This is a genomic window from Microbacterium sp. A8/3-1 (assembly GCF_040267695.1).
In the GTDB taxonomy this organism is placed as follows: domain Bacteria; phylum Actinomycetota; class Actinomycetes; order Actinomycetales; family Microbacteriaceae; genus Microbacterium; species Microbacterium luteolum.
The window spans coordinates 3,627,565-3,647,869 of record NZ_CP158357.1; the positions used below are offsets into that span (position 1 = coordinate 3,627,565).

A 20,305-nucleotide genomic window follows, 5' to 3' on the forward strand; every position below is an offset into this window, starting at 1 on the left:
TCAGGAGCGGACGAAGCGGACTTCGGTCAGCGTCTCGCCGAGGAAGGGCTCGGTGTGCGTGGCGCCGTCGAGCGTGAAGCCGTTGCGCGTGTAGAACCGGTGTGCGCGAGGGTTGTCCTCGGCGACCCAGAGGTACAGCGGCTCCTCCTTCTCCACCGCGGCGTCGAAGAGCTTCTGGCCGATGCCCGTGCCGTGCAGCGCGTCGAGCAGGTAGATGAAGTACAGCTCGCGGAACGCCGGGGCATCCTTGTCGCGGGCGGGGCCGGAGCCCACGAACCCGACGATCTCGCCGTCGACCAGCGCGGCACGCATGGTGAACTCGGGGCCCTGGGCCGCCCAGTGCGTCCACAGCTCCGCCATGCGCCGGGGTGAGACCCGTTCGAGCGCGGCCTTGCTGATCAGGTGGTCGTAGGTCTCGTGCCAGCACTGGGCGTGCACGCGACCGAGCGCCTCCGCGTCCACATCACGGACCGGACGGACGATGACTTCAGGCTGGGCTTCGGCGCTCATGTCGCGACTCTACGCGCGGCATGAGCGAACGGGAAATCGAGCGGATGCCCTGCGCGGAGTGATCGGAGCGGATGGAGGATTCGTACAACGATGTTCGCGGATCGTTCGTCGATGGCTACGATCGATCTTCGTGAATGTGATCTGGCGCACCCTCCTGGTGATCCTCCGTGCTCGTCGCCGCGTGCGGCGGGGAAAGACCCTCGACCCGACGGCCGTCGGCACCGTCCGCCTCACCACCCTGCCGACCGACATCGACATCCTGCGCCACATGAACAACGGCCGTTACCTGTCGCTGTTCGACCTCGGTCGCTGGGACCTGCTCATCCGCACCGGCCTGTTCGGCGCCATGAAGGACCAGGGCTGGTACGCGGTGGTGTCGAGCGAGACCATCACCTTCCGCAAGTCGCTGGAGCTGTGGCAGCGGTTCGAGGTGCAGTCGCGGTTCATCGGCCACGACGAGAAGGCGCTGTTCATGGAGCACCGGGCCGTGGTCGACGGCGAGGTCTACGCGCGCGCGATCGTGCGGGCGCGGATGCTGCGCCGCACCGGCGGCACCGTCAGCAACGAGGAGCTCTTCGCCGCGGTCGGCAAGCCCGAGGGCGTGCCGGAGATCGATCCGTGGGTGCACGACTGGGCCGCGGCATCCGCTCTTCCGCCCGTGCGGGTGAAGGCGCCGAGCGTCTGGTCGTGATTCCGGTATTCCGGTAGGCGCTCGACGCGGTAGTTTAGGGCCGTGCTGGGGATCCTGACCACGACCGGACGCGTGCTGATGCGGCACTGGCCGGCACTCATGGCGTGGTATCTCGCCGGCGTGCTCGTGCAGTACGTGATCGGCCAGGTCGCAGGGTTCATCGGAGCGTCCTCGGCCACGCTCGGCTTCCTCGTGCTGCCGATCGGGATCCTCGCGCGACTGATCAGTCTCGTCGCGATGTTCCTCGTGCTGCGGGACGGGCTGCGCAATCTGCAGGAGGTCGCCCCGCTGCCGGAGGAGCCGGTCGAGCGTCGGCGCACCTTCCTCTCCGCGCTTCTCGCCGGCATCCTGCCCTTCTTCGCCGTGTACTGGGCGCAGGGGCTTCTCCGGGAGGATGTGAACGCCTACTCGTCGCGAGCGCTGGAGGTGCGCTCCGGCATCATCTTCACGGCGAGCGTGAACGGCGACGCTCCGGTCGGCGATCAGGACACGGTCCTCAACCTGCCGTTCAACGTCTGGACGGTGGCGATCATCGTGATCGCGTTCGCCGGGCGATGGGCGTGGTCGAAGTGGTCGGCGAAGCTCTCGACCTGGTTGTCGCCGGTCGCGGTCTACTTCGAGGTCGTGTGGGTCTTCTTCTCGGTCATCCTGCTGGGCGATCTCTTCGACTCGATCAAGGCGTGGGTGGACAGCCGCGCGGCCATGGCGTTCCTGGAGGATCTGCGGGAGCAGATCCTGAACGCCGTCGCGCCACTGCGCTGGCTGTGGGAGGCGATCGGGTGGGTGCTCACCGAGGCGGGACCCGTGCTCCTCGCTCCGCTCGCCTGGCTCACGATCGCCGGTGTCGTGTTCGGCCAGGCGATCGTCGCGGAGAAGCTGCGCGTCGAGAACCAGCTGATCTCCCGCTTCCGTCAGCACGCGACCGTGATCCCGAACCCGGTGGTGCGGCGGCTGAAGGATCTCGGAGGCGAGCTCGGTGCGCGCTTCCGGCCCATCGGGCGCGCGATCCTCCTGATGTGGCGGGCCGGGCCGCTGCTGGTCGCCTCGTACGCCCTCGTCTACGTGGTCGTGAAGGCACTGGAGTCCTACCTTTCCCTCGGCATCACGCGGCTGATCGGCCCGCACGAGTTCCTGACGTGGGCGATCATCCTGCCCGTGGTCTCGATCGTTCCGCTGCTCATCATCGAGCCGCTGCGCATCGCCGTCATCAGCGGCGCGTACGACGCGACGTTGGGGCGTCTGCGCCGCCGCCCGCAGGAGCGCGCCGATTCGGCATCCGTCTCGGCCGAGGAGACCGAGATGCGCGCCGTGGCGGATGCCGCCGGTCTTCTTCCGGCTTCAGCGAATGCCGTCGCCGCTGCCGTCGTCTCGACATCGCCTCGGGATGCTGTGGGCGGTCAGTCCTCCAGCGCGAACCTGAGGAACGATCCGCCCGCCTCCTGAGGCCAGACGTCGACCCAGAACGGGCCTTCGACGTCATCGGGGACGACGAACGGGACGATCAGTTCGTACACGCCCTTCTCGTCGCTCACGCACGTCTCCGGCTCCTCCGAGTCGGAGAGCAGCCCCATCTCGAATCGCGCCGTCTGCCATTCGCGACCGCTCGCCTGGTGCACGAGGACCGGCGCCGTGCAGGTGACGCCGTCGCTCCCCGCGTCGACGGGCACACCGACCGCGATCACCTTCGCGCCGTCGGGCACGTCGAAGCCCGAGAGGTCGTCGATCTCTCCTCCGCGCACGGGGCCCCAGGTCGCTCCGACCAGCTCGGCCGTCGCGTCTTCCTCGACGACGATCGGCTGGAACGGGCGAGCCTCGAAGCCGTAGTACTGGTGCCACTCGTGCCAGCCGATGCCGATGGCGGTCCCGGGAGCGAGGACCGCGAGGGCGATCAGCGCGAGTCGATTGCGTCGCCACCACGACGGCGAACGCGTCGGCTCCGGCTGCGGCTGCTCGCGGATCGGCGGAGGAGGAATCGTCATCGCGCCCACCCGTTCTCGTCCAGGGGCACCTCGACCTCGACGGGCAGATCATCGAGCACGAGGGGAAGCTCGATGAGGCCGTCGAGCAGCACTTCGTTCGGGGATCCGCTCGGCACGCCCAGACGGAGCGTCGCGGGGCCGGTCAACGCGTCGGCGGGGAGCTCGAACGCGAGACTGCCGGCTCGCGCGACGCCCGTGAAGAGACGCTGCTCGGCGAAGGTCGTTCCCCGGTCGGTGGCGCTGAAGGTGCGATCGCCGATGACCAGTTCGGCGAGACCGAGAGTGGCGGCCTCCTGGGTGACGACGGAGGCGGCCTCCAGGTCGACCACGATCCAGGTGCCCTCGGCGGACCACCCGTCGGCATCCGTCACCCTGCTGGCGGCGTGCACATCGGTGACCGTGACCTCGAGGTTGCGAACCGTCACCGGTTCGTCGAGCACGGCGACGGTCGAGAACGCGGCGATCGAGGTGTCATCGGGCAGCGTCGCCTTGGACACCCCCCACGCCGCCGCGAGAAGCACGAGAGTGAGCGACCACACGAGGACCTTCTGCTTCACGGCGTCGCCACCTCCTCGATCGTCGTCGTCAGCGTCGCTCCGACGACGACGTCGGTCCAGTAGTCGCCGCGCATGATGCTCTGGCCGACATAGTGGGTCGAATCAGGGAGCGTCAGGCGGATCTCGTCGCCGTCGTGGAAGTCGTCGGGCCCTACGATCCAGGCGAGCAGGATCCGGGTCGGCACGTCGGGCTGCAGCGTCGGATAACCCAGCCCGTCGTCCGCGCGCGACGTCTCGGGCCGGTCGTCGATCCCGTCGATGCGGATGCCGTCGAGGACAGGAGAGTTCTGTTTGAGAGCAGCAGATTTCCGCGGCTTGTCGAAGGTGTTGACCACGTCGACGGTGACGACGAGCACGCGCTCGCCCTTCTCCTCATCGGGGAAGACCATCACATTGTCGGGGTCGTCGCTGAGCTCGACTCCTACGACGGTCATCTCCAGGTCCGAGCCCTCGAACGTCTCGCCGACGTCGACCGTGGGTGTCGGGTCGACCGCCGCGGCCTCCAGACCTCCGAAGATCGCGGTCGCGCCGAGCAGCACGGCCCCCGCGCCGGTGATCAGCCACGAGGTCGGGACGAGGTCGATGCTGCGCCGTGCCCAGCCGAGCACTTTCGCGCGTGCGCTCGCGTTCGCGGCGACGACGCCGCGGGCATCGGGCTGCGCTCCCGGGTCACCCGGCGGTGTGGCTTTCACGGAAACAGCATAGAGCCGGGGGTGCGTTCGCGCGGCGGGAAGGAGTGCCCAGCGCATGGCATACGCATTCCGCAAGAAATGGAATTCTTTTCTCGTCATGTGGCGAGAAGAGCAGAGTGGTGGCGTCTCCTCTCAGTACTGTGAGCGGAACATACGGGCACGGTAGCCCGCAAGACCCCGTCGAGGCAGACGGGCGGAGGAGGAGCAAGTGGCAGTCATCGGCATCGTGCGGGAGCCTGCGGGCGAAGCACGGGTCTCGGCCACCCCGGCGACGATCGCGTCGCTGCGGAAGCTGGGCCACACGGTCAGCGTGGAGCGGGGAGCGGGCGCAGCAGCGTCCTACCCGGATTCGGAGTACGAGACGGCGGGTGCGACGCTCGTCGATCGGGCCGGGGCCTGGGGGAGCGAGATCGTCCTCGCGATCACGGCACCGGATGCCGCGGAGATCGCACTCCTCGCTGACGGGGCGACGCTCATCGCGCTGCTGTCGCCGGCTCTCCGTCCTGACCTCGTCGAGTCGCTCGCGCAGCGGGGCATCACCGCCCTCGCCCTCGACGCCGTGCCGCGCATCTCGCGCGCGCAGTCGATGGACGTGCTGAGCTCGATGGCGAACATCGCCGGGTACCGCGCGGTCGTCGAGGCCGCACACGAGTTCGGACGATTCTTCACCGGGCAGGTCACCGCCGCTGGCAAGGTGCCACCCGCCAAGGTCCTGGTCGCTGGAGCCGGTGTCGCCGGTCTGGCGGCGATCGGTGCCGCGTCGAGCCTGGGCGCGATCGTCCGCGCCACCGATCCGCGTCCCGAGGTCGCCGACCAGGTGTCCTCGATCGGTGGGACGTACCTCGCCGTCGACGTCGCCGTCGCGGCATCCGCCGACGGCTACGCGAAGGCGACCAGCGAGGACTACAACCGCCGCGCCGCCGAGATCTACACCGAGCAGGCCGCCGACGTCGACATCATCATCACGACCGCGCTGATCCCCGGTCGCGCCGCGCCGCGGTTGATCACGGCATCCGACGTCGCGCGGATGAAGCCGGGCAGCGTCATCGTCGACATGGCCGCGGGCCAGGGCGGCAACGTCGAGGGCTCGGTCGCGGGGGAGCGCATCGTCACCGGCAACGGCGTCATCATCCTCGGCTACACCGATCTCGCCTCGCGCCTCGCCGCGCAGGCCTCGCAGCTGTACGGCACGAACCTCGCGAATCTCGTCGCCCTTCTGACGCCGGCGAAGGACGGCCGGCTGGTGATCGACTTCGACGACGTCGTGCAGCGCTCGGTCACCGTCGTCCGCGACGGGGCCGTGACCTGGCCGCCGCCCGCCGTGCAGGTCGCGGCGGCACCCGCGAAAGCGGTCGAGGCGCCGGCCGAGATCGCGCCCCCGAAGACCATGTCGACCGGCCGCAAGGTCGCGCTCATCGTGGTCGGCATCGCGGCGCTCTTCGCCGTGAACGCGTTCGCGCCCGCGCCGCTGCCGCAGCACTTCACCGTGCTCGTGCTCTCCGTCGTGATCGGGTTCTACGTGATCGGCAAGGTGCACCACGCGCTGCACACGCCGCTCATGTCGGTGACCAACGCCATCTCCGGCGTCATCGTCGTCGGCGCGATGCTGCAGATCACCTCCGCCATCCCGGTGGTGCAGGTGCTGGCCGCGATCGCCGTGCTGCTGGCATCCATCAATATCTTCGGAGGATTCGCGGTCACCCGCCGAATGCTCGCGATGTTCACGAAGGGCGGCCACAAGTGACCGTCGACGCCCTCGCGGGCGCGGCGTACATCGTCGCGGCCCTGCTGTTCATCCTGAGCCTCGCCGGGCTCAGCCGCCACGAGTCCGCCCGTTCCGGCGTGGTCTACGGCATCTCCGGCATGACGATCGCGCTGCTCGCGACGGTCGCCCTCACCGTGGCGGATGCCTGGACCACGGGTGCCTTCCTCGGACTCGGCCTGCTCGTCGCGGCGGTCGCCATCGGTGCGGCCATCGGCCTGTGGCGGGCGCGCTCGGTCGAGATGACCGGCATGCCCGAGCTCATCGCCCTGCTGCACAGCTTCGTGGGTCTCGCCGCCGTGCTCGTCGGCTGGAACGGCTACCTCGCGCATCCGGAGATCGCTCCGCAGCTCGAGGGGATCCACAACGCCGAGGTCTTCATCGGTATCTTCATCGGTGGCGTGACCTTCACCGGATCGATCGTCGCGTACCTGAAGCTGTCGGCGAAGATCTCCTCCAAGCCGCTCGTGCTGCCGGGCAAGAACGTGCTGAACATCGGCGCGCTCGTCGCCTTCATCGCGCTGACGGTCTGGTTCGTGAACGACCAGCAGCTCGGACTGCTGATCGGCGTCACGGTGCTGGCTTTCGCTCTCGGGTGGCACCTGGTCGCCTCGATCGGCGGCGGCGACATGCCCGTGGTCGTGTCGATGCTGAACAGCTACTCGGGGTGGGCGGCGGCCGCGGCCGGCTTCCTGCTCAACAACGACCTGCTGATCGTGACGGGTGCGCTCGTCGGGTCGTCGGGTGCGTACCTCTCCTACGTCATGTGCAAGGCGATGAACCGCTCGTTCCTGTCGGTGATCGCCGGTGGCTTCGGGATCGTCGCGCCGTCCGCGTCGGACGAGGAGTACGGCGAACATCGCGAGATCACCGCCGAAGGTGCGGCCGAGATGCTCACCGAGGCGAAATCGGTCGTGATCACGCCCGGCTATGGCATGGCCGTCGCGCAGGCGCAGTACCCGGTCGCCGACCTCGTGCGCCGGCTGCGCGAGAGGGGCGTGGACGTGCGTTTCGGCATCCATCCGGTCGCCGGCCGACTGCCGGGGCACATGAACGTGCTGCTGGCCGAGGCGAAGGTGCCGTACGACATCGTCCTCAGCATGGACGAGATCAACGACGACCTGGCCGCGACCTCGGTCGTGCTCGTGATCGGCGCGAACGACACCGTGAACCCGGCCGCTGCCGAAGACCCGTCGAGCCCCATCGCCGGGATGCCGGTGCTGAAGGTGTGGGAGGCCGAGAACGTCATCGTGTTCAAGCGGTCGATGGCCGCGGGCTACGCCGGCGTGCAGAACCCGCTGTTCTTCCGCGAGAACGCGTCGATGCTGTTCGGCGACGCGAAGCAGAAGGTGGAGGACATCATCGCGGCGCTGTGACGGGGAGAACCGGGTGGCGTCCGCTGCTCGAGCGGCATCCAGACCTAATGTGGAGACCATGGCAGAGTCGTCGTCATCCTCCTCGGATGCCGTGGCATCCGCTCCTCTCGCGGATCGTGCCGTCGAGCTCGCGCGCCGCTGGGTGACCGAGGCCGCGGCGGCCGAGGTCGACCCCGCGGCAGAGCGACTCGCGGGCGTGCTGCAGGACACGAACGGACTCCCCTTCACCCTCGGGTTCGTCGACGGCGTGATGCGTCCGGAGAGCCTGGCCGCAGCAGCATCCCAGCTGCACCGGATCGCTCCGATCGTGCCCGAATTCCTGCCGTGGTACCTGCGGTCCGCCGTGCGTCTCGGCGGCGGCATGGCGCAGATCCTGCCGTCTCCGGTCGTGCCCATCGCCCGTCGCGTGCTCCGCGACATGGTCGGACACCTCGTGGTCGACGCCCGACCCGCGAAGCTCGGACCCGCGCTGGAGAAGATCCGCACGCCCTCGACCGCCACCGGGACCGCCGCGCGCGTCAACCTCAACCTGCTCGGCGAGGCTGTGCTGGGCGAAGCCGAGGCGAAGCGCCGGCTCGACGGCATCCATGAGCTGATCCGCCGCCCCGACGTCGACTACGTCTCGGTCAAGGTGTCGGCGATCATCAGCCACATCTCGATGTGGGCGTTCGACGAGGTCGTCGATCAGGTGGTCGAGCGGCTGATGCCGCTCTACCTGACCGCGGCGGGCCCTTCGACGGGCTCAGGGACCCAGGAGGGGACCCAGACGTTCATCAACCTCGACATGGAGGAGTACCGCGATCTCGATCTCACGATCGCGGTGTACACGCGCATCCTCGAGGACCCGCGACTGCAGCACCTCGAGGCCGGCATCGTGCTGCAGGCGTACCTGCCCGACGCCCTCCCCGCCCTGCAGGAGCTCACCGCATGGGCGCAGGACCGGGTCGCGCACGGGGGAGCGCCGATCAAGGTGCGCCTCGTGAAGGGCGCCAACCTCGCGATGGAGAACGTCGAGGCGCAGCTCCACGGCTGGACACCCGCGACCTACGACACGAAGCTCGACACCGACGCGAACTACCTGCGCTGCCTGGACTGGGCGCTGCACCCCGAGCGGGCGGCGGCCGTGAAGCTGGGCGTCGCCGGGCACAACCTCTTCGGCATCGCCTACGCCTGGCTGCTGGCCGGTGAACGCGGCGTGCGCGAGGCGATCGAGTTCGAGATGCTGCTGGGCATGGCTCAGGGGCAGGTGCAGGCCGTGTCCCGCGAGGTCGGCGCCGTGCTCCTCTACGTGCCGGTCGTGGAGCCTGCCGAGTTCGACGTCGCCATCAGCTACCTGGTGCGCCGACTCGAGGAGAACGCGTCCACTGACAACTTCCTGTCCGCGGCGTTCCGGCTCGACGAGGACGAGTCCCTGTTCGTCCGCGAGCAGGATCGGTTCCTCGACGCCCTCGACCGGTCCACGGACCCGACGCTGCGGATCGGCCCGCGCCGCACACAGGACCGGCTCGCCCCGGTGCACGAGTCGGTGCGACCTGCTCCGGTGGTGCCCGCCCCCGAGGTCGGCCTGACCAAGGCCGTGCTCGGCATCTCGCGCGGATCGGACGACAGCGACGGCGAGGCCTTCCTCGAGACCGCCGTCTACTCTGCGCGAGAGGTGGCCGAAGGCACCGGCGGCGCCCCCGGGTTCTCGAACACCGCCGACAGCGACCCCGCCCTCCCGGCCAACCGCGACTGGGCGCGCTCCGTGCGCGAGAGCGTCCCGAGCTCGACCGTCGGCGGCACGACCCTCGAGGCCGCGCGGATCGACGACCCCGCCGCTCTCGACGAGACCGTGCAGCGGGTGCGCGACGCGGCTCCCGCATGGGGCGCTCGTCCCGCCGCCGAGCGCGCCGAGGTCCTGCTCCGCGCCGCCGCCGCGCTCGAGTCGCGCCGCGGCGAGCTGATCGAAGTCGCGGCATCCGAGACGGGCAAGGTCTTCGCCGAAGCCGACGTCGAGGTCAGCGAGGCCGTCGACTTCGCCCGCTACTACGCCGCCAAGGCCCGCGAGCTCGATGCGATCTCCGGAGCATCCTTCGTCCCCGCGAAGGTGACCGTGGTGACGCCGCCCTGGAACTTCCCCATCGCGATCCCGGCGGGCGGCGTGCTCGCCGCGCTCGCCGCAGGTTCCGGCGTGGTGTTCAAGCCCGCCCCGCAGGCCCGCCGCTGCGCGGCCGTCGTCGCGGAGTCGCTCTGGCAGGCCGGCGTCCCGCGCGACGTGCTCGCACTGGTCGACATCGAGGAGGGCGACCTCGGTCGCGCGCTGGTCAGTCACGACGCGGTCGAACGCGTGATCCTCACCGGCGCCTGGGACACGGCGGCGCTGTTCCGCTCATGGCGGCCCGATCTGCCGCTGCTGGCCGAGACCAGCGGCAAGAACGCGATGATCGTGATGCCGTCCGCCGACCTGGATCTCGCCGTCGCCGACCTCGTCAAGAGCGCCTTCGGCCACGCCGGACAGAAGTGCTCCGCGGCCTCGCTGGCGATCCTGGTCGGGCCGGTCGGCCGTTCTCCCCGGTTCGCGAGGCAGCTGGCGGATGCCGTCCGTTCCCTGCACGTCGGCTGGCCCACGGATCCGCTCGCCGAGGTCGGCCCGGTGATCGAGAAGCCGCAGGGCAAGCTCGCCTGGGCGCTGACCGAGCTCGAGGGCGACGAGCAGTGGCTCATCAAGCCCGCGCTCGCGGCGGACGACGACGGCAGCGGACGCCTGTGGCGCCCCGGCATCCGGGTCGGCGTGCAGGCGGGATCGCGCTTCCACACGGAGGAGTTCTTCGGTCCCGTGCTCGGCGTGATGCACGCGCCCACGCTCGAGAGGGCGATCGAGCTGCAGAACGCAGTCGCCTACGGCCTCACGGCGGGCCTGCACACCCAGGACCCCGACGATCTCGCGCAGTGGCTCGACCGCGTGCAGGCGGGCAACCTGTACGTCAACCGGGGCATCACCGGCGCGATCGTGCAGCGGCAGCCGTTCGGCGGCTGGAAGCGCTCCTCGGTCGGTCCCGGCGCCAAGGCGGGTGGTCCGAACTACCTGATCGGCCTCGGGTCGTGGCGCTCGCACCCGGGCGGTCCGGCATCCAGCACCCTGCACCTCCGTGGTCTCGATTCCCGGATCACCGCCCTGATCGAGGCGGCGCAGCCGTCGCTCGCGTACGAGCCGTTCGAGTGGCTGCGACGCTCCGCTCTGTCGGACGCGCTCGCCTGGGATCGCGAGTTCGGCCAGGTGCGCGACGTGTCCCGGCTGGGCATCGAGCGCAACCTCTTCCGCTATCGGCCGGTGCCCGTCGAGATCAGGACGACCGACGATGCGGCCCTGCAGGATCTGCTGCGGGTCGTGATCGCCGGCGTGCGTGCGGGCGCCCGCTTCGTGCTGTCCACGCCGAGCGGTCTGCCGGCCGAGGTGCGTCGGGCTCTGGGCGATCTGGACGCCGTCGTCTTCCTCGAGACCGAGGGCGAGTGGATCGGGCGGATGCTGCGCCACGAGGAGCTCGCGGAGGGCGACCGTCGTCCTGCGCCGAGCCGGAACCGGGTGCGCCTGGTCGGCGGCCGCGACGCGGTCGCCGCGGCCCATGCCTCGCTGGCCGTGGCGTCGAGCGGTGATCCCGACCTTGCGGTGTACGACGGCGAGGTGACCGCGGCCGCCCGCATCGAGCTGCTGCCGTTCGTGCACGAGCAGTCCATCAGCATCACCGCCCACCGCTACGGGAACGTCGACCGCCGCTTCAGCGACGTCATCTGAGCGGATCGCGCGGGCCGGCGACCGCGCATGTAAAAGATTCTTGACATAGCCCGCATCTGCGTCGTACGCTCAGTGTGTCAAGAATCTTTTACATAGGAGGCATCATGGTCTACGAGGAGCGCAACGCCTGGGCGGGGTTGATCGTGAGCCCGATCACGATGATCGTCTATGTCATCCTCATCGTTCAGCAGGCGGCCGGCGGTCCGCTCACCGACGTCGACTGGTTCCCGCTCATGCTGTGGGTGATCGGCGGCAGCATCGTGGCCGTGATCCTCCTCAGCGTCGTCTGGGGCATGATCGCCGGGATGACGGATGCCGGCGGCATCGGCAAGTCCGACATCCGCGACCGTGACATCAGCCGCCTGGGCGGACGCGTCGAGCAGGCCTTCCTCGTGATCGCGGGACTCGGCGTGATCGCCCTCTGCGCCGTCGGCGCCGACGTCTTCTGGATCGCGAACACGATGTTCGCCGGCTTCTGGGTGGCCGCCGCCATCGGCAGCGTCGCCCGGGTCGTCGCCTACCGCCGGGGACTGATCTGATGGTCAAGCCCACCCGCGTCTCCAACCGCATCCGCGCACATCGGGAGTCGGCGGGGATGACCCAGGCCGACCTCGCCCGCACGATCGGCGTGACACGGCAGACGCTCATCGCGATCGAGCAGGAGAAGTACTCGCCCACGCTCGAACTCGCCTTCCAGATCGCCCGCGCCTTCGGCGTGGGGATCGACGACCTCTTCCAGTATCCGGAGCAGTGACATGGACAACACACCTGAGACCTCGACCATGAGCGCCTGGCGTCGTGAGACGTACGGGCCCGCCGCCGGCACGACCCTGCAGGAGATCCCCGTGCCCGTCCCCGGCCGCGGAGAGGTGGTCCTGCGCGTGACCGCCACGGCTCTCAACGCGGGCGACGTGCGTCTGATGCTCGGAGACCCGCTGCTCGTGCGGCCGGTGTTCGGCCTCACGAAGCCGAAATACCCGGTGCGCGGCATCGAGGTCGCCGGAACCGTCGTCGCGGTCGGACCCGATGTCGTGGGCGCCGAGCTCGACGAACATGTGGTGGGAGAGCTCGTCGGGGGAGGGGGCTCGCCACGTACGTGCGCGTACCCGCCGCCCGGCTCGTGCCGGTCCCGCCCGACGTCGAGCCCGCGGTCGCGGCGTGCCTTCCGGTCGCCGGGGGGACCGCCTGGCAGGCTCTCGACCTCGCCGAGGTCGGGCTGCGCGCGGGCAGCGCTCCACGGGTCCTCATCATCGGCGCGTCCGGCGGAGTCGGCACCTTCGCGGTGCAGCTCGCCGCGCTCCGCGGCGCCGAGGTCTGGGCGACGTGCCGCACGCGCAACGCGCCGCTCATCGAGCACCTCGGGGCCACCCGCACCCTCGACCACCGCACGTCGCCGCTGAGCGAGCTGCCGGCCGAGCACTTCGACGCGGTCATCGACATCGCCGGTGGGATGCCGCTGCGCGATCTGCAGCGCCTCGTCGCGCCCGGCGGCACGGTCGTGCTCGTCACCGGCGACGGAGGGCACGTGCTGGGACCGGTGCCGCGCATGATCAAGGCCGCCTTCCTCTCGATCGGATCCCGCCGCATCCGTCCCCTCGCGGCCTCGCCGCGCCCCGAGGTCCTGGCCAAGCTCCTGGAGCTCGTCGCCGAGGGCCGCATCTCGCCCGTGATCGAACGCGAGTACCCCTTCGCCGAGGCATCCGCTGCGCTCGCGCACATCGAAGCCGGTCACACGGTCGGCAAGCTCGTCGTCCGCGGGGCCTGACGCGCTCCGCACACCGGCGCGCGCGCTCTGGCGACGCACAGGGGGTGGATGACAGAATGGGAGCTGGCGTGCTCGAGTCGCATCTTCCCCGCAACCCCTCTGACGAGAAGCGGGTCGAAGGACCGCCGGGCCCCTGGACAGAGTCCGCCGCGTCCCGTTCCGAGGAGCATCTTGTCTTTCGAAAACACGCTGTCGACGCCTAAGACCACCGCGACCCGCACCGCTCACCACCGGCACTACCTGATGTGCAAGCCGTCGCACTTCACCGTCAGCTACAAGATCAACCCGTGGATGGAGCCGGCCAACCCGACCGACACGGCGAAGGCCGTCGCACAGTGGCAGCAGCTGCACGACCTCTACCTCGAGCTGGGCCACGAGGTCGAGCTCATCGAGCCGCTCGCCGGATTCCCCGACATGGTCTACACGGCCAACGGCGGCTTCCTCATCGACGGCCGCGCCTATGTGCCGAAGTTCCGGTTCGTTGAGCGCCAGGGCGAGTCCCCGGCCTTCGCCGACTGGTTCCGCGCGGCCGGCTACGACACCGTCATCCCGGAGGAGGTCAACGAGGGCGAGGGCGACTTCCTGCTCGTGGGCGACGTGATCCTCGCCGGCACCGGCTTCCGCTCGACCGGCGACAGCCACCGCGAGGTCGGCGAGGTCTTCGGTCGCGAGGTCGTGTCGCTGAACCTCGTCGATCCGCGCTTCTACCACCTCGACACCGCGATCGCCGTGCTCGACCCGGTGCAGGGCACGGAGAACGGCGGGCCCGAGCGCGCCAACATCGCGTACCTCCCCGGCGCGTTCGACGACGCGAGCCGCGCGATCCTCGAGGAGCGCTTCCCCGATGCGATCCTCGTCTCGGACGAGGACGGCTCGGTGTTCGGGCTGAACTCGGCCAGCGACGGCTACAACGTCATCATCTCGCCGCGCGCGAAGGGCTTCGAGAAGCAGCTGCGCGAGCGCGGCTACAACCCGATCATGATCGACCTCTCCGAGCTGCTGCTCGGCGGCGGCGGCATCAAGTGCTGCACGCTCGAGCTGCGAGGCGCGAAGTGACGGGGCTCGTGGAGGCGGCGGCCGAGCCGCACGTCGCGCACAACTACCACCCGCTTCCGGTGAACATCGCGCGGGGTGAGGGAGCCTGGCTGACGGATGTCGAGGGCAAGCGCTACCTCGACCTGCTCGCCGCCTACTCCGCGGTGAACTTCGGCCACCGGCATCCGGCTCTCGTCGCAGCTCTCACCGAGCAGCTCGGACGCGTCACCCTGATCAGCCGCGCGTTCCAGAGCGACCGGCTCGAGCCGTTCGCCGCGGCGCTCGCCCAGCTCGCGGGCAAGGACATGGTCCTGCCGATGAACACCGGGGCCGAGGCCGTCGAGACCGGCATCAAGGTCGCCCGCGCCTGGGGTTACCGGGTGAAGGGCATCGCGGAGGGCCGTGCGCGCATCATCGTCGCCGCCGGCAACTTCCACGGCCGCACCACCACGATCGTCAGCTTCAGCGACGACGAGTCGGCACGCGAAGGCTTCGGGCCGTACACGCCCGGGTTCGACGTGGTGCCTTACGGGGATGCGGATGCCATCGCGGCAGCCATCACCGACGACACGGCCGCCGTGCTCGTGGAGCCGATCCAGGGCGAGGCCGGTGTCGTGATCCCGCCGGAAGGGTACCTGCGCCGCATCCGCGAGATCTGCGATGAGAAGAACGTGCTCTTCATCGCCGATGAGATCCAGTCCGGACTCGGCCGTGTCGGCGAGACGTTCGCATGCGACCGCGAGGGCGTCGTCCCGGACCTCTACCTGCTCGGCAAGGCGCTCGGCGGCGGCATCCTTCCCGTCTCGGCCGTGGTCGGGAACGCCGACGTGCTCGGCGTCATCCAGCCCGGGGAGCACGGCTCGACGTTCGGCGGCAACCCGCTCGCCGCAGCCGTGGGCCTGCGCGTGGTCGAGATGCTCGAGTCGGGGGAGTTCCAGGAGCGCGCCCGCGCACTCGGGGAGCACCTCGGTCAGGCGCTGCAGCCGCTGATCGGCCACGGCGTCACGGCCGTCCGCCTCGCAGGACTGTGGGCGGGCGTCGACATCGACCCCGCCAAGGGCACCGGCCGCGAGATCGCCGAGAAGCTGCTCGCGCGGGGCGTGCTCGTCAAGGACACGCACGGTCAGACCATCCGCATCGCCCCGCCGCTCGTGATCCGCGCGACGGAGCTCGATTGGGCGGTGGAGCAGCTCAAGCTCGTTCTCGGGGCCTGACTCGCGCTCCTGTCGAACCACCCGCTTCGGTGCGAGCGGCCCCTTTGTGAACGTCTTCACAGGGGCCGCTCGCACGAAAAGGGGTGGCTCGGCGGCGCGGTGACTCAGGCCGGCGGGGAATCAGGGTCGAGCGTCTTGAGGGTGTCCTCTTCGGCCGCGTTGTCGGCCTGGAGCTGATCCTCGGTCGCCTTGTCGCCGCCGAGCGGTGCCTCGTGATCGGGACCTGCGCTGCCCTGGATGGCGCCCCCCGTGGACTCGCCGCGGGAGCTGTCGCCCTGGATCGCGCCGCCGTCGCCGCTGTCGGCACCGTCGTGATCGGGGCCTGCGCTGCCCTGGATGGCACCGCCCGTGGACTCGCCGCGCGCGGCATCGCCCTGGATGGCGCCGTCGTCACCGCCCTCGTGGCCTTCGTTCTCTGTCGTGCCGTCGACGCCGGTCGCGCCTTCGGCCGGTTCCTGCGGGTGCGGGGTGCTTTCGCTGTTCTCGTCCATGCGCCGACACTACGTTCGGCCGCAGCGTGCACGAAGGGTGTTGACAACGGGCCGTCGTGCGAGGACCCTTCAGTCGTTCTTCGTAGCGGTGCGGATCGGCGTGGTCGCGGCGGCCTCGTCGCTGAACTCGATCGGGTCGGCCCGCTCGATCACGCTCAGGGGTCGCGTCTCGTCGAGGGTGAGCAGGAACCGGCGGTTCTCGTCGCGGTGCAGGCGTCCGGAGGTGAACACCCAGATCGCGCCGATCGCGCAGGCGACGAATCCGGCCGTCCCGCCGAGCATGATCGCGGTGCGCGGCCCGAAGGCATCGGCCACCCAGCCGGCGATGGGCGCGCCGACCGGCGTCGAGCCCATGATCACGGCCATGTAGAGGGCGAGCACGCGTCCGCGCAGCGACGGGTCCGTCGTCATCTGCACGTAGCCGTTCGCGGTGGTCAGCAGCGTCACGATCATGAAGCCCGTGAACATCAGCGTGACCGCGTAGGACGCGTAGGTCGGCATCGCGGAGGAGACGAAGGCGGCGACGCCGAATCCGCCCGCGGCGAGGATGACGACGCGCACGCGCGCCCGGTCGCGTCGTGCGGCGAGCAGGGCGCCCGCGAGGGAGCCGATCGCGAGGATCGAGCTGAGCACGCCGTAGCCGTCGGCTCCGGACCCGAACTTGATCGCCATGGTCGAGGCGAAGATCGGGAAGTTCATGCCGAACGCGCCGATCAGGAAGACGGTCACGAACACCACGCGCAGGTCGCTGCGCCCCCACACGTAACGGAAGCCGGCGAGGAGGCCGCCCCTGTTGCGCGTCTTCGGACGCGCGGCGAGCAGGCTCTTCCGAAGCATCAGCAGGGCGAGGATCATCGCGAGGAATGTCGCGGCGTTGACGATGAACACCCAGCCGGAGCCGATCGCCACGATCAGGAGGCCGCCGACAGCGGGCCCGATCATGCGGGCGAGGTTGAAGGATGCCGAGTTCAGGGCGACCGCGTTCGACGTGTCGCCGGCGGAGACCATGTCGGACACGAACGCCTGCCGCGCGGGCGCATCGAAGGCGTTGACGACGCCGAACCCGAGCGCGAAGCAGAACATCATCGGCAGCGTCATGACGCCGCTGAGAAGGAGGATGCCGACGGCGATGGCCAGGCCGAGCAGCGCGGTCTGCGTGACCATCAGGATGTGGCGCCGGTCGAAGCGGTCCGCCACCCAGCCGGTCTGGCTGACCAGCAGGAGGGGAGGGCCGAACTGCAGCGCCATCGTGACGCCCATCGCCGTCGCGTCGTTGTCGGTCAGCTCGGTGAGGACGACCCAGTCCTGCGCCGTGGCCTGCATCCAGCCGCCGATGTTCGAGACGAGGGCGCCGGCGAACCAGATGCGGTAGTTGATGTTCGCGAACGAACGGAACATGGCGCTCATCGCTCGACCGCCCGTCGCATCAGTGCACTGGCTTCGCGGAGCGTGGTCAGCTCCGCCTCGGTGTAGTCGACCTCGCGCAGCATGTCGGCCAGCAGTTCGTCGCGGCGTCGGATGGTCTCGACGACGATCGCGATCCCGGCGTCGGTGATGTCGACCTGCACGCGGCGGCGATCGTCTTCGTCGGGCGTGCGCACGACGAACCCCTGCTCCTCCAGGCCGTTGACGAGGCCGGTCATCGATGGAGCAGCCACGCGTTCGCGCTCGGCCAGCGTCGAGATCGTCCGGCGACCGTTCATGCGCAGATCGGCGAGCACCGCGAGCTGCGCATCGCTCATCGAATCCGCGGCCCGGGCGCAGCGCAGGCGGCGGGCCAGCCGGAATGTGGCCATGCGGAGGTCTGTGGCGGTGAGGTGGAGGGATTCATCAGACGCAGACATTACTTAGGTAGCCTACCTAACCTTCTGGAAGAGGGAAAGGCCGACCCGGCAGAATGGGGGGATGACCCGAACCCTCGCCCTCGAGATCGCCGTGCAGGACCCCGCCGGAGTGCGCATCGCCGCGGAGGTCGGCGCGACGCGCGTCGAGCTCGCGACCGCCCTCGCCCTCGGCGGGCTCACTCCCTCGCCCGCGACGCTCGAGCTGGCCGTCGAGACCGCCGGCGCCGAAGGGCCGGAGGTGCACGTGCTGATCCGGCCGCGCGCGGGGGATTCCACTACACCGAGGACGAGCTCGTCGTCTCGGAGCGCGACGTGCGCCGGGCCATCGGAGCCGGTGCCGCCGGTGTCGTGATCGGCGCCCTCGATGCCGACGGCGCACTCGACGTCGATGCCATGGCGCGTCTGCGCGACGCTGCCGGCGGAGCATCCGTCACCCTCCACCGCGCGATCGACATGACGGCCGATCCTGTCGCGACGCTGCGTGCTGCCAGAGACCTCGGACTCCGTCGCGTCCTCACCTCGGGCGGAGCATCCGTCGCGATCGACGGCATCGACACGCTCCGCGCTCTCGTGGCCGCGGCCGAGGGTGAGATCGAGATCATGGCGGGCAGCGGCGTCGACGCAGCCAACGCTCCGGCGCTCGCCGCGAGCGGCGTGGACGCGATCCACTTCTCCGCGAAGCGAGCCGTCACCGAGGTCGGGGGAGTGCGCATGGGGTCCGCCTCCGACGGCGTCGGGGGCTACGAGGTCACCGACCGCGAGACGGCGCTCGCGGTCTGCGCCGCGCTCGGTCGGTGACCCGGCGGCGACCTGCGGTCGGTAGGCTCTCCCCGTGACGGATACTCGCGAGTTCACCGACGCCCGTGGCATCGCCATCGTCTACGACGTCCATCCGGCCACCACGACGCCGCGCGGAGTCGTCCAGCTCCTGCACGGCGTCGGCGAACATGCCGGCCGGTACGGCGTGCTGGCGAAGGCCCTCGCCGCGGCCGGTTTCACCGTGTACGCCGACGATCATCGCGGCCACGGCCGCACCGGCATCCGCCAGCACGACGGACCCGCGCGACTGGGGCACCTCGGCAAGGGTGGACTGCGCGCGGCGGAGGATGCCATCTGGCAGCTCACCGGCATCATCCGCGACGAGAACCCCGACCTGCCGCTCGTGCTCCTCGGGCACTCCTGGGGATCGTTCCTGGCGCAGAAGCTCGTCAACCATCACCCCGAGGCCTGGGACGCGGTCATCCTCTCCGGCTCCGCCCTGCTGACTCCGGGCTCGCTGAATGCCGCGCCGCTCAACGCGCGCTGGGCGAAGGACGAAGGCGCCACAGGGCTCGAGTGGCTCAGTCGCGATCCCGCCGTGTGGGCGTCGTTCGACGACGATCCGCTCACCACCGACGTCCCGCTCCTCAAGCTGTTCGGCCCGATCGAGGCCGCCAAGCTCTACGGGCGCCCGGCGAAGGATCTCGTCGCGAAGGCGGGCCACGACATCCCGATGCTCCTGATGGTCGGCCGCGACGATCCGGTGGGTGGACCGCACAGTGTGCACAAGCTCGCCGACGAGTACCGCTCGCGTTCCGGTCTCACCGACGTCACCACCCTGGTCTATCCGGATGCGCGTCACGAGATCTTCAACGAGCTGCAGCAGGAAGAGGTGCGCGCCGACGTGCTCGCCTGGCTCGACACGCACTTCCCCTCGCGCGCGCAGAGCTGACCGCCAACCCGGCTGAGCGCCCGCGCATTCCCTTCGGAGTCGCGAGATTACGCACGGTGAAGGTGCGTGACGTCATCCGGGCAGGCGACGCCTGATGCGCTCTACATTCGGACCAGTATTCCGCGGGAACGCGAGAGGGCGGTCGGATGAGCTTCGTCAGCGAATGGCGCGATTGGCACGCGGCGCGTGAGCGGCTCGCGGGCTCGGAATACGGGCCATCGGCCCTCGAGTCGACGAACTGGCTCATCGAGATGCCCGCGGCTGTCGACGGCATCCCCGGCCTCTGGGCGCTGACCGGCGACGGCGGCATCCGCGGCAGCGAGCTCGGGCAGTCCGGCGCGAGCGTGACGCTGCGGGGTGCGGAGAGCTTCCGGCTCGGGCGGCGCGAGCTGCGCGTCTTCGACCGGCACGGGACGCTGGCACTCCGGGTGCTGAACCCGTCCCGCCCGCAGCGTGAGTGGTTCACGGCGATCGACGCCTACGCGCCCGACGAGCGGTGGCGTCTGCCCGCGCGGTTCGAGCCGACGCCGGACGAGCGGATCGTCATCACCGCGGTCGACGGCGAGGAGCGGGAATCGCCGGTCGCCGGGCGTCTGCACTTCGAGCTCGCGGGCGCGCCGCACACGTTGACCGTGACGCGGAGCTCGCAGGGGACGCTGAGCGCGGTCTTCGCCGACGGCACCAACGGGCTCGAGACCTACCGGTTCCGTTTCCTCCCGATCGAGGAGCCCGCCGAAGACGGCTCCGCGATCATCGACTTCAACCGCGCCTACCTGCCGCCCTGCGCGTTCTCGGATCAGTTCGTCTGCCCGCTCCCACCGTCGGGCAACCGCTACTCGACGCCGATCCGGGCCGGAGAGCGCGTCGTGGTGCTCGGCGGCTGACCCGCCGCGGGCGCTCTGCGCG

Annotated in this window: 19 protein-coding genes and 2 pseudogenes; 14 read left to right on the forward strand and 7 right to left on the reverse strand. The window is 70.0% G+C overall.

What is annotated here, in order from left to right; genetic code table 11:
- Entirely contained in the window at nt 1-510 is a 510-nt protein-coding gene (locus tag ABS642_RS17755) for a GNAT family N-acetyltransferase (protein ID WP_282215861.1), read from the reverse strand.
- A 130-nt stretch (nt 511-640) separates the two neighbouring features.
- Between ABS642_RS17755 and ABS642_RS17760 the strand changes: the two genes are divergently transcribed.
- Both ABS642_RS17760 and ABS642_RS17765 read left to right on the forward strand, forming a co-directional pair.
- Nucleotides 641-1,201 carry an acyl-CoA thioesterase gene (locus tag ABS642_RS17760; protein WP_282215862.1) on the forward strand — a complete coding sequence of 187 codons (561 nt, stop codon included), beginning with the start codon at nt 641-643 and terminating at the stop codon, nt 1,199-1,201.
- 42 nt (nt 1,202-1,243) lie between these two features.
- On the forward strand, nt 1,244-2,644 hold the full coding sequence (locus ABS642_RS17765) for a hypothetical protein (RefSeq protein WP_350351161.1): 1,401 nt from the start codon (nt 1,244-1,246) through the stop codon (nt 2,642-2,644).
- Here ABS642_RS17765 and ABS642_RS17770 read toward each other — a convergent pair.
- Genes ABS642_RS17770 through ABS642_RS17780 form a run of 3 tightly spaced genes read right to left on the reverse strand, consistent with a single transcriptional unit; the run spans nt 2,599 to nt 4,429 of the window.
- A complete protein-coding gene (locus tag ABS642_RS17770; RefSeq protein ID WP_350351162.1) occupies nt 2,599-3,180 on the reverse strand; it encodes a hypothetical protein in 582 nt (193 codons plus the stop codon). The two genes, ABS642_RS17765 and ABS642_RS17770, sit on opposite strands and share 46 nt — an antisense overlap.
- Nucleotides 3,177-3,737: a hypothetical protein gene (locus ABS642_RS17775; protein WP_350351163.1), complete on the reverse strand. Its 561-nt coding sequence runs from the start codon at nt 3,735-3,737 to the stop codon at nt 3,177-3,179. Before ABS642_RS17775 ends, ABS642_RS17770 begins: the two co-directional genes overlap by 4 nt.
- A complete protein-coding gene (locus ABS642_RS17780) occupies nt 3,734-4,429 on the reverse strand; it encodes a hypothetical protein (RefSeq protein WP_350351164.1) in 696 nt (231 codons plus the stop codon). Before ABS642_RS17780 ends, ABS642_RS17775 begins: the two co-directional genes overlap by 4 nt.
- A 208-nt stretch (nt 4,430-4,637) precedes the next feature.
- On the opposite strand from ABS642_RS17780, the gene ABS642_RS17785 reads away from it, so the two are divergent.
- The 9 genes and pseudogenes from ABS642_RS17785 to rocD all read left to right on the forward strand — a co-directional run bounded on the left by ABS642_RS17785 (nt 4,638) and on the right by rocD (nt 15,353).
- Entirely contained in the window at nt 4,638-6,173 is a 1,536-nt protein-coding gene (locus tag ABS642_RS17785; protein ID WP_350351165.1) for a Re/Si-specific NAD(P)(+) transhydrogenase subunit alpha, read from the forward strand.
- Nucleotides 6,170-7,567 carry a Re/Si-specific NAD(P)(+) transhydrogenase subunit beta gene (gene pntB / locus ABS642_RS17790; protein WP_282215868.1) on the forward strand — a complete coding sequence of 466 codons (1,398 nt, stop codon included), beginning with the start codon at nt 6,170-6,172 and terminating at the stop codon, nt 7,565-7,567. Before ABS642_RS17785 ends, pntB begins: the two co-directional genes overlap by 4 nt.
- A gap of 58 nt (nt 7,568-7,625) precedes the next feature.
- On the forward strand, nt 7,626-11,339 hold the full coding sequence (locus ABS642_RS17795) for a proline dehydrogenase family protein (RefSeq protein WP_350351166.1): 3,714 nt from the start codon (nt 7,626-7,628) through the stop codon (nt 11,337-11,339).
- 104 nt (nt 11,340-11,443) lie between these two features.
- Nucleotides 11,444-11,878, forward strand: coding sequence for a hypothetical protein (locus tag ABS642_RS17800; protein WP_350351167.1), 435 nt, complete (start codon nt 11,444-11,446; stop codon nt 11,876-11,878).
- Nucleotides 11,878-12,093: a helix-turn-helix transcriptional regulator gene (locus ABS642_RS17805; protein ID WP_282215871.1), complete on the forward strand. Its 216-nt coding sequence runs from the start codon at nt 11,878-11,880 to the stop codon at nt 12,091-12,093. The genes ABS642_RS17800 and ABS642_RS17805 overlap by 1 nt, the downstream gene beginning before the upstream one ends.
- 166 nt (nt 12,094-12,259) lie before the next feature.
- A pseudogene (locus tag ABS642_RS17810) lies at nt 12,260-12,409 on the forward strand (NAD(P)-dependent alcohol dehydrogenase); the annotation flags it as partial.
- Between the two features lie 26 nt (nt 12,410-12,435).
- On the forward strand, nt 12,436-13,104 hold the full coding sequence (locus ABS642_RS17815) for an NAD(P)-dependent alcohol dehydrogenase (RefSeq protein ID WP_350351168.1): 669 nt from the start codon (nt 12,436-12,438) through the stop codon (nt 13,102-13,104).
- A 189-nt stretch (nt 13,105-13,293) separates the two neighbouring features.
- Entirely contained in the window at nt 13,294-14,160 is an 867-nt protein-coding gene (ddaH, locus tag ABS642_RS17820) for a dimethylargininase (RefSeq protein ID WP_350353459.1), read from the forward strand.
- Nucleotides 14,157-15,353 (forward strand): ornithine--oxo-acid transaminase, encoded by a 1,197-nt coding sequence (gene rocD / locus ABS642_RS17825; RefSeq protein WP_350351169.1) that lies wholly within the window; start codon nt 14,157-14,159, stop codon nt 15,351-15,353. Before ddaH ends, rocD begins: the two co-directional genes overlap by 4 nt.
- A 104-nt stretch (nt 15,354-15,457) precedes the next feature.
- Here rocD and ABS642_RS17830 read toward each other — a convergent pair whose 3' ends face one another.
- The 3 genes from ABS642_RS17830 to ABS642_RS17840 all read right to left on the reverse strand — a co-directional run bounded on the left by ABS642_RS17830 (nt 15,458) and on the right by ABS642_RS17840 (nt 17,688).
- Nucleotides 15,458-15,844 (reverse strand): hypothetical protein, encoded by a 387-nt coding sequence (locus ABS642_RS17830; RefSeq protein WP_350351170.1) that lies wholly within the window; start codon nt 15,842-15,844, stop codon nt 15,458-15,460.
- A gap of 69 nt (nt 15,845-15,913) precedes the next feature.
- Nucleotides 15,914-17,242, reverse strand: coding sequence for an MFS transporter (locus ABS642_RS17835; protein WP_350351171.1), 1,329 nt, complete (start codon nt 17,240-17,242; stop codon nt 15,914-15,916).
- A 5-nt stretch (nt 17,243-17,247) separates the two neighbouring features.
- Nucleotides 17,248-17,688 (reverse strand): MarR family transcriptional regulator, encoded by a 441-nt coding sequence (locus tag ABS642_RS17840; RefSeq protein ID WP_282215876.1) that lies wholly within the window; start codon nt 17,686-17,688, stop codon nt 17,248-17,250.
- A 61-nt stretch (nt 17,689-17,749) separates the two neighbouring features.
- Here ABS642_RS17840 and ABS642_RS17845 point away from each other — a divergent pair.
- The 3 genes and pseudogenes from ABS642_RS17845 to ABS642_RS17855 all read left to right on the forward strand — a co-directional run bounded on the left by ABS642_RS17845 (nt 17,750) and on the right by ABS642_RS17855 (nt 20,283).
- A pseudogene (locus tag ABS642_RS17845) lies at nt 17,750-18,486 on the forward strand (copper homeostasis protein CutC).
- Nucleotides 18,487-18,520: 34 nt separating this feature from the next.
- Nucleotides 18,521-19,399, forward strand: a complete 879-nt coding sequence (locus ABS642_RS17850) for an alpha/beta hydrolase (protein WP_350351172.1) — start codon at nt 18,521-18,523, stop codon at nt 19,397-19,399.
- Between the two features lie 146 nt (nt 19,400-19,545).
- A complete protein-coding gene (locus ABS642_RS17855) occupies nt 19,546-20,283 on the forward strand; it encodes a DUF1684 domain-containing protein (protein WP_282215879.1) in 738 nt (245 codons plus the stop codon).
- Nucleotides 20,284-20,305 lie beyond the last annotated feature (22 nt).

Excerpts from the sequence above, each read along its gene's own strand:
- ABS642_RS17755 (WP_282215861.1), bottom strand. The coding sequence starts at position 510 with ATGAGCGCCGAAGCCCAGCCTGAAGTCATCGTCCGTCCGGTCCGTGAT.
- ABS642_RS17770 (WP_350351162.1), bottom strand. The coding sequence starts at position 3,180 with ATGACGATTCCTCCTCCGCCGATCCGCGAGCAGCCGCAGCCGGAGCCG.
- ABS642_RS17795 (WP_350351166.1), top strand. The coding sequence starts at position 7,626 with ATGGCAGAGTCGTCGTCATCCTCCTCGGATGCCGTGGCATCCGCTCCT.
- ABS642_RS17800 (WP_350351167.1), top strand. The coding sequence starts at position 11,444 with ATGGTCTACGAGGAGCGCAACGCCTGGGCGGGGTTGATCGTGAGCCCG.
- ABS642_RS17805 (WP_282215871.1), top strand. The coding sequence starts at position 11,878 with ATGGTCAAGCCCACCCGCGTCTCCAACCGCATCCGCGCACATCGGGAG.
- ABS642_RS17830 (WP_350351170.1), bottom strand. The coding sequence starts at position 15,844 with ATGGACGAGAACAGCGAAAGCACCCCGCACCCGCAGGAACCGGCCGAA.
- ABS642_RS17835 (WP_350351171.1), bottom strand. The coding sequence starts at position 17,242 with ATGTTCCGTTCGTTCGCGAACATCAACTACCGCATCTGGTTCGCCGGC.
- ABS642_RS17840 (WP_282215876.1), bottom strand. The coding sequence starts at position 17,688 with ATGTCTGCGTCTGATGAATCCCTCCACCTCACCGCCACAGACCTCCGC.
- ABS642_RS17855 (WP_282215879.1), top strand. The coding sequence starts at position 19,546 with ATGAGCTTCGTCAGCGAATGGCGCGATTGGCACGCGGCGCGTGAGCGG.